The 14,169-nt window shown below is 34.4% G+C and carries 7 protein-coding genes; 2 read left to right on the top strand and 5 right to left on the bottom strand.

What is annotated here, in order from left to right; translation table 11 throughout:
* Positions 1 to 189 precede the first annotated feature (189 nt).
* From SYN6308_RS22890 to recR, 4 genes are all read right to left on the bottom strand, one after another.
* Complete coding sequence (locus tag SYN6308_RS22890; protein WP_017295719.1) at positions 190 to 3,507, bottom strand: tubulin-like doman-containing protein; 3,318 nt, start codon at positions 3,505 to 3,507, stop codon at positions 190 to 192.
* Between the two features lie 83 nt (positions 3,508 to 3,590).
* On the bottom strand, positions 3,591 to 4,502 hold the full coding sequence (locus SYN6308_RS17350; protein WP_017295718.1) for a vWA domain-containing protein: 912 nt from the start codon (positions 4,500 to 4,502) through the stop codon (positions 3,591 to 3,593).
* 296 nt (positions 4,503 to 4,798) lie between these two features.
* Entirely contained in the window at positions 4,799 to 6,676 is a 1,878-nt protein-coding gene (gene glmS, locus SYN6308_RS17345) for a glutamine--fructose-6-phosphate transaminase (isomerizing) (RefSeq protein ID WP_017295717.1), read from the bottom strand.
* 694 nt (positions 6,677 to 7,370) lie between these two features.
* Positions 7,371 to 7,970 (bottom strand): recombination mediator RecR, encoded by a 600-nt coding sequence (recR, locus tag SYN6308_RS17340; protein WP_026102139.1) that lies wholly within the window; start codon positions 7,968 to 7,970, stop codon positions 7,371 to 7,373.
* Positions 7,971 to 8,188: 218 nt separating this feature from the next.
* Here recR and pabB point away from each other — a divergent pair, with 218 nt between their 5' ends.
* A complete protein-coding gene (gene pabB, locus SYN6308_RS17335; protein WP_017295715.1) occupies positions 8,189 to 10,273 on the top strand; it encodes an aminodeoxychorismate synthase in 2,085 nt (694 codons plus the stop codon).
* A 186-nt stretch (positions 10,274 to 10,459) separates the two neighbouring features.
* On the opposite strand, the gene cobO is transcribed toward pabB, so the two are convergent.
* On the bottom strand, positions 10,460 to 11,071 hold the full coding sequence (gene cobO / locus SYN6308_RS17330; RefSeq protein WP_017295714.1) for a cob(I)yrinic acid a,c-diamide adenosyltransferase: 612 nt from the start codon (positions 11,069 to 11,071) through the stop codon (positions 10,460 to 10,462).
* 141 nt (positions 11,072 to 11,212) lie between these two features.
* Between cobO and SYN6308_RS17325 the strand changes: the two genes are divergently transcribed.
* A complete protein-coding gene (locus SYN6308_RS17325; protein WP_237741231.1) occupies positions 11,213 to 13,882 on the top strand; it encodes a hybrid sensor histidine kinase/response regulator in 2,670 nt (889 codons plus the stop codon).
* Positions 13,883 to 14,169 lie beyond the last annotated feature (287 nt).

The raw sequence follows: 14,169 nt of genomic DNA, 5'->3' as shown, positions 1-14,169 counted from the left end.
TTTTTCTCTTTTTATCTATGATATTAAGTGTAAATAATAAACTTGATTGTGTTCTGACTATTTTGTTACGTTTTTTAAAGTGCAAAGAGTACGATCGAGCAACGCCACTTCCTAATCGTCTTTCTAATCAAATTGATTTCAAATTGAACTTTTAAAGATTGCTTCGTTCCTCGCAATGACACCATTTCTTTATGGTTGTGTAAGTCCTAGCAATCGTTTTTTACCCGCCTCAAACTCTTCTTTGGTGAGAAAACCTCCTTTATACATCTCAATTAACTCTTTTAATTTTGCCATACTTTGCTCTTGTAGAACTTGAGTATCAACGGATTCCGTCAAGAAGGAAGGTGTTGAAAATCTTGAAGCCATAGTTCGATCGTCCGTTTTTAATTTATACTGTCGAACTAATCTTTCGATGATAGCACTATCTTTGAGATACATCGGATTTTGATCACCCCCAAAATCTTGTAATTCTCTTGCTCTTTGAGTAAGATAATCTTGGCATTTTTGGAAAATAGCAGTTTTATTATCTTCATTGTCTAAAGATGCTTCATAGATACTGTTAACTTGACGTTCAATTTCTTCTTTATCGGATAAACAGACGGGAACTTCTAAAGCCTGAGTTACTTCTTCCCAGTTAGAAGCCATATAGATTTTTTTTGTACCAGTTTCTGTCTCAACTTGATAACAAATGGTTGGCTCTTTGGTGGCTTGGTTAATGTCCGTAAATAAGATATTAAAAGCTCTAGCCTGAACCACTAATTCATAAATCCTGTCATCTTCGGGGAAAATATCCCAAATTGCTAGGGCTTTGGAAAGGTGTAATGGAATAGGAGTTTGAGCGTGTTCTCCTGCTAGTTTAGCTCGTTTAGCTTGAATAGTTTGTCCTAGCCACTCTTGATAGGATTGTCGAATCACTTCCATTCCTTCAATACAACGGAGAGAAAAGCCCCCCATTTCTTGGACAAAAATCAGACGATGTCTTTCGTTGTCCCCAATGGGTTTAATATCATCACTATGAGGAACAAATTTTTGAATTATGGGTAACATCTTTTGTGACGCATTATCGGTGGTATTGAATCCTCCTAGTATAGCCACGTCGGTATATTTATAAGGAGTAAAACCTGCACCATCCAAAATAGGTCGATTGAGCATAATCATGGGGTGAGATTGTTGATATACAAGACGAATCTTTTCCACTCGTTCAGTGGGATCATTATATACTTTGACGAAGCGAGTCGATGAGGATAATTCGGTTCTAATCTTACTGGCTTCGGGCGCTTGTTCAATGACTTTTTTACTTCTTTGATAAATAATGTTTTGTAAGTCAGGATGATTTATTTCTTGTATGGCGGTTAAATCAAAAAGACGCATGATTTCATCGGCTTGACGGTTTTCTTTCCACAAAGGACTTGCTTGGTTGAGAATGTCATCAGAGATGATTCCACAAATAGAGTCTAATCCCTGGTCATAAGCAGTTCTAGCACCCTGATAACCTCCTGCTAACTGTTCCATTAAATCTTGATAAAGATCGTTTAATTCTTGTCGATCGAACAGTTTAAGACCATTGATTTCAAGGGTATCAGCGTTGTCGGCTTCTTCTTGTGATTTATGATTGAAATAATCTCTGAATTTAATAGTAATCTGGCGGAAATGCTCAAAGCGACGTTGCAAGAATTTAAGGTGCTGTTGAAGACGCTCAATAATCTCTAAAGCAATAACTCGTGATTTTTTGCTGATTATGATATTAATAGTATCTTCTATGGCGGTTAATGCGGTTTCACACAACTGTTCCATTTTGGCTTGTTTAGTGATACCAAATTTATTTTTTAGTTCGTTAAAGTCTAGTTTAATTTCTTCATAGTTTTTATAGTATTCTAGTTCGATCGCTCTTTCAAATTCTATTTCCATTTCAAGTTGTGCTATTGTTTCGTCAAAAAATTGATCTATTGCCATTAAGAATAATTCAGCAAATTTCACTCCTCGATTACGATCGTCTAAGATTTGATAGAGTTCTTTTTCCAGAGCTTCACAACCTCTGATAATAATGTTATCTTGATTGCAGTACATGATTTGATGATATTCCCCATGTAAGGTGCGATCGGGGCTGTTGTCTTTAAGGTTTTCGGCTTGGAAAATTTCTAGTTTCTCTTGAAGGTATGGAATAAAGGTGAGAATTTTCCCTTTTTCTGTGCCTATGATACTGAAACCTGTTTTGGTGCATTCTAAAAGATTTTTTTCGGTAATTTCTTCCCGAATTTGGTTAAGCCATTGAGTGATGAAGACAGATAAGGGGCGATCTTTCACCATTGTTACATCGGTAATTAGTTCTGTTTCTGTGAGGCGCATTCTTTTGAGAATTTCCCTCGGCACTGATTCGAGCATTTCTGGAGGTAATTGTACCGAATCATTAAGCCACCAATTAAGTAAGTCTTTCGCAAGGCGATTTCCTAAACAGGCACGAATTTGATTGATGGGTATTTCAATGGTGGATAAACCAAAGCTCAGAAATTGCTTAGAATAGCCTCTTCCCAGTGTATCTTTTCCCCCCCTTACTAATTTATTCCTAATACCTTCTCGATAAAGAGCAAGGGGATAAGAAGTCGTATTCAAAAAGAGTTTTTGAGCGATAAGTTCCCTTATTTGTCCTAAACTAAATTCAGTTTGTCCATTTTTTGTACCCACGAGATAGGTAAAATCAAAGGGAGATTTTTCACTGCGAATAAAATCAAGATTACTTTTACTATATTTTTCTTCAAAAACAGTGCGATCGTCGGAAAAATAACTTAATTCCATCAAAGTCGCATAACCGTTAGCCATTAAGCCACTGCCCACGCTAATACCAGCAAAAGCATTGGGCATAGGTAATATGCTGATTATCTCATTATAGTTTATGTCAGGAACTGGAAAATACTGAAGCCAATGACGAATACAATAAGCTAAATCAATTAACATTCCACTACCCGTACCACCACAAAGAGAGCCAGTAATAAATACTTTAAGCTCGTTTGCTACCTCTATCCCAAAAGTATCATAGATATATCTATTGTGTCCATTGACTCTTTGAATCGCCCCTAGGAAAGAGTCTTTGATTTTGGCGTAGTTATGAAAAAAAGCAAACCGTCCATAAGCTCTAATTGCAGAAGGACTGCGGTTTAGGTTTTCGAATGTAAAATGTTCTGTTAGTTCGTCGGGAAACCACTTTTGAATATAAGGATACTGCTCTATATTCCTGAGTTTGATTTCCAACTCAGTATCTGTCAAGGTTGCTAGGCATTTTTCAGCATCTTTAAATTCACTACCTGCGACTTTGGAGTTACTTACTCTATAGTGCTTGTCGGTATCAATCCAGAGAAAACCAAGAATGGGAAATTTATCTAAACTACCGTAGGTATCTTCTACCAATCTACGAAGTCTTGACAATACTTCTGCCCCCGTTCCTCCTACTCCGATCACAATGGAAGGAGTTATCCCCGCCCTATATCTATTATATCTTTCTGAATATAGCATACATACTCTCTTATTTTTTGTATATGGCACTAGACATTTTCACTAATTGAATTGGCATTAGTGCCATGCTATGGATAAAGTTTTTAACATCCAGAGAAGAAGGGAATACCCCAAAAACGCCAAAGGAAAAAAAGTGTTGCTGTTGTCCAAAAAAGAGCATTGGATAAAGCTAATTTCCCAGATTGATCTATATTTAGATTGAATAATCCTTGAAAAACCCATCGATCCAATGGAAGGACTAAAACCCACATTAGGCAAATCCAACTCATGGCTAACCAAAAAATAATCCATTTCAAGTTACTGTTAAACTCTTGAAAAAAGTTGTTAGTGAAAAAAGTGATTAATTGACTAGTGCTACCCGATAAATAAGTTCCCCCAGTAGCAATGGACGCTCCTAATAATTGAGGTGCTTCCCCACCAACGACAATAGCGTTAATTTTTACGTTGTTTAGTTTTGCATCCGTTACGATCGTAGGAGAAACATCACCTTGTCCATCCGTCACTAAAATCATTTCTCTACAATTTTTTTCGATGGTTTTTAAAGAATCAATAGAGGTTCTGATAGCTAGGTTAAAGTCAGTGCCATTACCCATGGCTTCACTGCGTAAACTTTGATCCTCTTGTAATGATTTTAATAAGGATTCTTCTACTTTTTGACTATTACTATCAAATTGGTTATTTAAGGGTTGTATTTCTCCCCCAAATCCAAATATTTTGACTTGGTTTGGACGGCGTAAAGTTTCTTGGTTATTTTCTTTTAGATAGGCTTGTACTGCTTTTACTTGCTGATTAAGAATTGTACCAGTAGCATTGAACCTGTCTATATTGCTTTCATATGTGCTTCCGCTTACGTCGAGTGCGATCGCAACTGCCACTTGAGGTCTGCCAAAACCCAATAGCCAAAAGAGAAGTAACATAGTTAAGCAGATTCCTAGTAAGATGAGAGGAATTTGAAATAGTGGATAACTCCAAAGTTTAATACGATAATTTGTCATTATATTAACCTATCAAAAATATTGTAATATGCAGTGTCAAAAAAATTATAGTTGATTTTAATAAGATCGATACAAGTATAGAACCCATTTGGGATCTTTTTTCAGAAAAGTGATACCCGAACTTCCAGCCGTGGGTTTGTATTGAAGTAATGACTTGCATTTTAAACAAAATTGTGTTGTGAGAAAGTTTGGTTTTTACCTTCATAGTTTCCAACTTTATTCTCTAGTTTCCAAGTTTATTATTCAGTTTCCAACTATATTATTCTTTCACAAGGTGGGCAATGCCCACCCTACCGTTATTCTACTGTTACAGATTTCGCTAGGTTACGAGGTTGATCTACGTCTAAACCGCGCATGGATGCAATGTAATAAGCTAGTAACTGCAAGGGGATCACCGCCAAGATAGGAGACAAGATTTCTTCTACTTCAGGCACGAGTAAAGTATCTTGAAACATATCTTCTTGATGGTTTTGGGGTAAAACACCGATTAAACGGGCATCCCTCGCCTTCGCTTCTTGGGCATTGGAAATCACCTTCTCATAAACACTTCCCCCCATTGCGATCGCAACTACGGGTACATGAGCATCTAAAAGCGCGATCGGACCATGTTTCATTTCTCCTGCGGGGTAGCCTTCAGCGTGAATATAACTGATTTCCTTGAGTTTTAATGCACCCTCTAAAGCAATGGGGAAATTGATACCTCTACCTAAGAAAATAAAGTCTCTGGTATCAGGGAATTGATGGGCTAAATCCCGAATTTTGGACTCCTCACTGTGGATAATTTGCTCAATTTGGGTGGGTAATTGCAATAAACCTGTTAATATCTCCTCCATGCGTGAGGGGGTGACGGTTTTTCTTCTCCAAGCTAAATCAAGGGCTAACACATAAAAACCAATCACTTGAGCCACAAAAGTTTTCGTGGCGGCAACTCCAATTTCGATACCTGCATAGGTATTAATTACTTGATCAACCATACTTCCTAATGTACTCTCAGGACGATTTGTAATACCCAAAATACGAGGTTGATAGGGGGTTGTGAGGTTCGATCGACGTTGACGCTCCATCTCAAGTGCCGCAAGGGTATCCGCCGTTTCCCCAGATTGAGTAACGCCTATTGTAATTGTATTACGCATTATGGGGGTGGGAGAATAACGAAATTCTGAAGCATATTGTACAAAAGTAGGTATTTCTGCAATTTGTTCTAGTAAATATTTACCAACTAAACTTGCGTGCCAAGATGTACCACAGGCGACGATCTGGATATGTTCTAAGTCTTGATATAATTCGGGTTTGAGGTTAAGGGTAATAGGGTTTTCATCGGGGTTAGTTTCACTATGCCAATCGGGGTTAAGGTAGGCTTCTAAACAGGTACGCACCACGGAGGGTTGCTCATGAATTTCTTTGAGCATGAAGTGACGAAAGCCTTGTTTTTCAACGGTAACAGGACTCCAATCGAGGGTACGAGGGGTTTTACGGAGGCGTTTCCCTGAGAAATCATAAACTTCTACTCCTAAAGGGGTTAAACGGGCAATTTCCCCGTTTTCTAAGGATAAAACCGTGTTGGTATGGTTAACTAAGGCGGTGACATCGGAAGCACAGAAAAACTCCCCTTGTCCAAATCCGATGGTCAGGGGAGCGCTTTGACGGGCTACAATTAATTCATCGGGATAGTCAGCACATAAAACAGCGATGGCAAAGGCACCATCTAAATAGGTAATGGCTTTGTTAACCGCATCCATGAAAGGATCGTCACTGTCAGGGTTATAATATTGGGCGATAAGGTGAGGGATAACTTCGGTATCGGTATCGGAGATAAATTGATGCCCTTTGCTAATTAATTCTTTTTTTAAGTCTTGATAATTCTCAATGATGCCATTTTGCACTACAGCAATTTTACCGTTATTATCTTGGTGAGGGTGGGCGTTATATTCTTCTGGTTTACCGTGGGTTGCCCATCGAGTATGCCCGATACCTATTTTAGCGGTGTTGGTTTCTTTTTCTAATTTCGATCGAAGGTTATATAATTTGCCTTTCGCTCTAGTAGAATAAATTTTATTATCGACGATGGTGGCTACTCCTGCTGAATCGTAGCCTCGGTATTCTAACTTTTCTAAGCCACTAACTAAAATATCAATGGCGGTTTGTGTACCAATATAACCAACTATTCCACACATAATTCTAATAATCAATAATTTTAATGTTGATACATTATACGCATTAAAACAAAATCATGATGAAAAGTCTATCAGTGAAGATAGGGGAAATATCAAAGAGGGTGAGGGAAAAAATGGTTGGTAAATTACCGTAAATTTGACTTGAAGTAATGAGTAATGAGTTTTTTACTCTAGAAAGAGCTTTTAACTGTTAACTAATAGTTTATTATAGTTGTTTATACCTACTCACGGGATAAAGGTTGACATTTTTTTAAAAATATGTTAGCTTTTAATGAAGTCGATAACCAAGACTGTTAAAACTATTTAATTTAAAGATTAAATTAAATAAAAAATTAGTTATTATTCAAGATTAATCAATTAATTAGAATAATAAAAGTAGGGTGGGTTACACCCGAATCAACGCTTGTGGACAGTATCAAGCCGACTTGACTGGTAGAAGCAAGAAGTAAACGTCATAGGTAACTATGAGTAAGTTTTATATAACAGCTTGGTAACAATCATAGATTAAAAGTTCTTAAATTGTTTGAACGTTCATGGTTTTATTCCAATACATGATGATGGGAGTTTTCTTAACTCATTACTCAAAAACCCAACTATTTATCTTCCCAACTAAAATTTCGTTCACCCCAATACCATGTTACCCCTTGCCTTTCTTAATGTAAATAGACAATTAATTCTGCTAACTCACTTATTGTTAGAAATCACCTAAGTCTCTCCTGCCTTCTAACGCTCTTGCTAAAGTCACTTCATCAGCATATTCTAAGTCTCCTCCCATGGGTAAACCAAAAGCAATACGGGTAACTTTTGTAAAAGGTTGTAATAGTTTTCCCACATATAAAGTAGTGGTTTCTCCTTCAATATTCGGACTAATCGCCATGATGACTTCTTTGATATTGCCTTGTCCTACTCTTTGTATTAATGTTTGAATATTAAGTTGTTCGGGGGTGATACCATCCATAGGAGAAATAACACCTCCTAAGACGTGATATAAACCTTGATATTCCCGTGTTTTTTCTAGGGCGATGACATCTTTCGAGTCTTCTACTACGCAAATCACATTTTGATCTCGATTTGGATTGCGACATATTTCACAAATAGGATCGGCTGACAAGTGATAACAACGTTGACAAAAACCAATTTGTCTTTTAGCATCAAGAATTGCTTGGGCGAGTTTTTCTGCGTCTTTGTCACTACGCTTGAGGATATGAAAAGCTAGTCTTTGCGCACTTTTTGCCCCTATACCGGGTAACTTTTGTAATTGTTCGATTAATTTTGCTAATGGTGGTGTAAAAATAGTGTTAAATCTCCTTTGTTTCTTTGTTTGTAGTAAGGGTTTTAACCCTTTTTTTACTAATTTTTCTTAGATGTCTATTGTCAATTTTATGGTTATTTGTCTATAAATGGATCATTATTTTGATCAATAATTTATTTTAAAGTTACAAAGTTCGATCGTGAAACGGCACTGCGTGATCGAACATTACCTATTAGTTATCTTTTTAATTTAAAAATTCTATGAGAAGTTTAATCATCGATAATTTTGATTCTTTTACTTATAATATTTATCACTTATTAGCGGAAGTTAATGGGGTAAATCCTTTGGTTATTAAGAATAATCAGTTATCTTGGCAAGAAATAAATGAGCTAAATTTTGATAATATTATACTTTCTCCGGGTTCGGGAAATCCTGAAAATATCTCCGATTTTGGGGTGTGCGGTGAGGTGTTATTAAAGGCAAATATTCCCGTTTTAGGTATTTGTTTAGGGCATCAAGGTTTAGGTTATTTTTATGGGGCAAAAATTAAGAGATCGATCGAGCCTTTTCACGGTAGAATTAGTAAGATTTATCATCAACAAAAGTCTCTTTTTTGCAATATTCCTTCTCCTTTTTCAGTGGTGCGTTATCATTCTTTAATTATTGATTATCCTCTCCCCTCAGACTTAGAAGTTATTGCCACAACAAAGGATAATTTAATTATGGGAATTAGGCATAAATTTAAGCCTTTTTGGGGTGTACAATTTCACCCTGAATCTATCTGTTCTGAATATGGCAAGGAGTTACTAATTAATTTTTATAATTTAACTCAAAGTTATCATAATTCTAACGATAAAATACATCAAGGATTAAAACCCTTACTACAAACTGACTCAAAATCAATTAGTTACAGTACAATAAATAGTGATACTTGTCAAGACAAAACTTTTAATAAAGAGTATCAAATTTATAGTAAAAAGTTAGATATTTTTGTGGACTCTTCTCTAGTTTTTCAAGAAATTTATAGTAAATCTAGTCATAGTTTTTGGTTAGATAGCAGTATGGTAGAAGAAGGTTTATCAAGATTTTCTTACATGGGGGATGCTCAAGGAGAAAATAGTTTTTTAGTTGCATACAATGTTAATAAGCAAGAAATTAAGGTAACGAAAAACAATGAAATTAATACTTTTACAGGGGATATTTTTACTTTTTTACAGGATATTTTAGATAATTATCGATGGGATAATCAAGATTTGCCTTGCAATTTTAATGGTGGTTTAATGGGTTATTTTGGTTATGAGTTAAAAGCATTGTGTGGCTATGAAAATAAACATCAATCTTCTTTACCTGATGCTCAATTTATGTTTGTCGATCGAGCCATCATATTTGATCATATTTGTCAAGAAATTTACTTAATTTTTTTAGATAAAATTAACCAAGAAATAACGGCGAATAAATGGTTTAATGACATCGAAAATAAACTAAAATTAGTAAAGTCAAAACCAGCTATTAAGAGTAAAAATTATCAACACAATTATAGTTATAAATTAAGTAGAAATAGTCAAGAATATTTAGAGAATATAGAAACTTGTTTAGAAAAAATTAAACAAGGAGAAAGTTACGAAATTTGTTTAACAAATCATCTTTACTTACCTAGTATTAACGAGCCTTTAAATTATTATTTACAGTTAAGAAAAATTAATCCTACGCCCTATAGTGCCTTTTTACAGTGGGGAGAAATGACTATAGTTTGTTCTTCTCCTGAGAGGTTTTTACTATTAGATAAAGAGGGTATTTTAGAATCAAAACCTATCAAGGGTACAGTAAAAAGAGGTAAAACCAAAACAGAAGATATACAGCTAAAAAATGCTCTCAAATTTAGCGAAAAAGAACGAGCGGAAAATTTAATGATTGTGGATTTGTTGCGTCATGATTTAGGTAGAGTTTGTGAAGTGGGGACTGTTACTGTACCGAAATTAATGTCGATCGAAACCTACAACACAGTACATCAAATGGTGTCCACTGTCAAGGGAAAAATCAGACAAGGAATCACCGCCATAGATTGTATTAAGTCTTGTTTCCCCGGAGGCTCAATGACAGGCGCACCAAAAAAGAAGACACTAGAGATTATAGACGAGTTAGAAACAGAAGCAAGGGGCATTTATTCGGGTAGTATCGGATTTTTAGCCCTCAATGGTACTATGGACTTAAATATCGTCATTCGTACCGCTATTATAACCCCAAATCAGAGTTCGATCGGCGTTGGGGGTGCAATTACGATTTTATCCGATAAACACAAGGAATTTGAAGAAATCATCCTCAAAGCTCAAGCACTATTAGAATGAAGAATGAAGAATGAAGAATGAAGAATTAAAAAACAAATTTTAACTATCTCCCTGTCTGCCTGTCTTCCTGTCTTCCTGTCTTCCTGTCTTCCTGTCTTCCTGTCTTCCTGTCTGCCTGTCTTCCTATCTGCCTGTCTTCCTATCTGCCTGTCTTCCTATCTGCCTGTCTTCCTATCTGCCTGTCTCCTAAAACTCAATTCCCGCTTGCGCCTTAATTCCTTGTTCTTTAAAAGGATGTTTAATCAGTTTCATTTCTGTTACTAAATCAGCCCTGTCGATTAACTCCTGTTTTGCACCTCTCCCAGTTAAAATGACATGGGTATCTTCGGGTTTTTCGGCTAAAGTATTTAAGACATCATCTAAGTTTAAATAGTCTAATTTTAAAGCAATATTAATTTCATCTAATAATACTAATTTATAGTCAGCATTAAGGATAAAATCTTTGGCTTTTTCCCATGCCTTATTCGCCATTAAAATATCCCTTTCTCTGTCTTGGGTTTCCCATGTAAAACCCTCCCCCATAGCATAAAATTCTAATTGATTTTTCCACTTTTCTAATACTTCTTTTTCCGCCGGTTGCCATGCACCTTTGATAAATTGTACGATCGCCACTTTGTAACCGTGACCTAACGATCGAATTACCATACCTAAACCCGCCGTAGTTTTACCTTTACCATTACCAGTATGAACAATAATTAAGCCTTTTTCATCCGTCATATTAGCTAAACGTTGCTCTTGAATTTCTTTACGGCGCTGCATTTTACGCTTATAATCAATATCGGTTAATTCAGTGTTCATATAATTTATTTTTTATTGCATAAAGATATAATTTTCATTCTAAGATAAAATTGCCTTAAAATTAAGTAATTAACTTATTAAAATATTATGTTACTTTTTTTGTCTCTGCGTTTTCGGATTATTCTATTATTAGTTATACCGATGATTAGTAGTGTTGGATTAGTGGGGTATATTTCTTTCTCTAATAGTACTAAAGCTGTAGCTAAATTAGCCACAGAGTTACAGATAGAAATTAATGAAAAAGTTGAACAAGAATTAAGCTATTATTTATCAACTCCTTTACAAATTAATCAAATTAATTTAGATAATAATAGTTTTGGAATGTTAAACTATAATGATTTTCCTTTAATGGAGAAATATTTATGGAAACAAATTAATAATTTTAGAGCTATTGGTTTTATTGGTTATGCGAATGAACAAGGTCATTTAATTGGGGTAGAAAGGCTAGATAATGATAATATTGAGTTTAATATTATGGATGATTCTTCACCCTTAAATTTAAGAATTTATGGCACAGATAATCAAGGTAAAAGACTTGAACAAAAAACTGTAATTCCTAATTTTATCAATCAACAACGCCCTTGGTATCAAAAAGCAGTTAAAGAGGGAAAAGCCACATGGAGTGATATTTTTATTTATCAAGGCACACCCCGTTTAGCTATTTCTGCGGTGGTGCCAATTTATGATAAAAATAATCAATTAGAAGGAGTTTTATTTAGTGATTTATTACTATCTTTAATTAGTAATTTTTTAAAAGAATTATCCATAGGTAAAACTGGAGATATTTTTATTATAGAATCATCAGGAGATATTGTAGCTAGTTCTTTAGAACATCCTTTTATTATCACTAATCCTAAAGCAGACAAACTTAAACAAGAAGCAAAAAGAGTAAATATTATTAATAGTGAATCACCCAAAATTAGAGAACTTTATCAAATAGTTACCCAAAAATTGGGTAATTTTAAGAATATTAAAAACTCTGAATTTTTACAAGTAAAACTAGATAATATTCCTTATTTTGTGCAAATTTTCCCCTTTGAAAGTAATTTAAATAAACCTTGGTTAGTGGTAATTTTATTACCAGAAGCAGATGTAATGGGGGATATTGAAGCAAATACAAGGATAACAGTAATTATTTGGCTTCTTACTCTGATTGTCTCTTTTTTTATTGGTTTATGGACGACTGACTATATCAGTCAACCAATTTTACAACTTAATGAAGGTGTCTCTCGTCTCAAAGAAGGTAACTATGATAATCCTGTGGTTGTGACTCAAAAAGATGAGTTAGGTAATTTAGCCATGGCTTTTAATCGTATGGCGAAACAAATACAGGATTTATTACAAAACTTAGAGGAGAAAGTACGATCGAGGACAGATGAATTATCTAAAGCCAAAGAGAAAGCCGAAGTAGCGAATCAAGCTAAGAGTGAATTTTTAGCGAATATGAGTCATGAATTGCGTACTCCTCTTAATGCTATCCTAGGATTTGCTCAAATTATTTTAAGGGCAAAAGATGTACCTCAAGAGCATCAAGATAGTATTAATATTATTAATCGTAGTGGGGAACATTTATTAAATTTAATTAATAATATTTTGGATTTATCGAAGATTGAAGCAGGTAAAATTAGTTTAAATGTAGAAAAAATTGATCTTTATCAACTATTAGATGATATTGAAGATATTTTTAAATATAAATGCGAAAAAAAAGGATTACAATTAATTGTCGAAAAATTAGATAATATACCACAATTTATTGAAGCTGATGCACCTAAACTGAGACAAATTTTATTAAACTTAATTAGTAATGGTATTAAATTTACAGAAGAAGGTGGTATATGTTTGCAAATATCTAACATTGAAGAAGATGAAAATAATTTGATATTATTGTTTATAGTTAGGGATACAGGAAAAGGTATTCAAGTCGAAGAATTAGATACTTTATTTGAACCTTTTACTCAAACTAAAACAGGAAAAGAAGTTAATGAAGGCACTGGATTAGGATTATCTATAACGAAAAAGTTTGTTAACTTAATGGGGGGAAAAGTAGATGTTTTTAGTGAAGAAAATCAAGGAAGTGTTTTTTCTTTTACTATCAAAACTAAATCAGTTTCTTCTGATGAAGTAAATTCTCATAATATAGTTTCTCAAGTAATTGGCATTGAAAAAAATCAACCTAGATATAAAATATTAATTGTTGATGATAAAGACATTAATCGTCAATTATTAGTAAAATTATTAACTCCATTTGAATTTATTTTAAAGGAAGCAAATAATGGGAAGGAAGCCTTAGAAATATGGGAAGAATGGCAACCAAATTTAATTTTTATGGATATGCGAATGCCGATATTAGATGGTTATGAAGCTACTAAAATAATTAAAAGTACGGTGAAAGGTAATGCAACGGCGATTGTGGCGGTAACTGCTAGTGTTTTAGAGGAGGAAAAAGCGATTATTTTATCAGCAGGATGTGATGATTTTGTGAGGAAACCTTTCCGTCAGGATACGATTTTTTCTATGTTAACTCAGCATTTAGGAGTTCGTTTTATTTATAGTGATATAAACGATAATTCTCCTCCGAAAAAATCTCTGGAATTAATTTCATCGGATTTTGCGATTATGTCTGAGGAATGGTTGGAAGAATTATATCAGGCTAGTATTGAATTAAATGAGGATTTAATTTTAAGTTTAATTCAACAAATTCCTGCTGATAAAGAATACTTAAAAGAGGGATTATCTAATATTGTTAATTCTTTGGAGTTCGATCGAATTACTGATTTAATTGAAAATATCCTCAGCAAGGAAATAATTTGATATTGATGGAAGTAAGGAATGGGAAGTGGGGAATGGGGAATAGTTTTTTTATAACATCAAATTATGACCTTCACAAGTATATCTTTTTACTTCTAACTCATTACTCGTTACTTCTTACTCCTTACTGCTTACTCCTTACTTCTAACTTCTTACTCCTTACTTATTACTTCTTATTTTTTTACTTTCTCTTACAAGTTTTGGGTAGATGTAAGATATGAGTTTAATACTTTATGTCATAAAATAAAAAAGGTGGGCAATGCCCACCCTACTATATTAATAATGGTTTA

Source organism: Geminocystis herdmanii PCC 6308, assembly GCF_000332235.1.
Lineage (GTDB): Bacteria > Cyanobacteriota > Cyanobacteriia > Cyanobacteriales > Cyanobacteriaceae > Geminocystis > Geminocystis herdmanii.
Note: the sequence above shows the minus strand (reverse complement) of the source record. Positions and strands in the feature narration are given on the sequence as shown.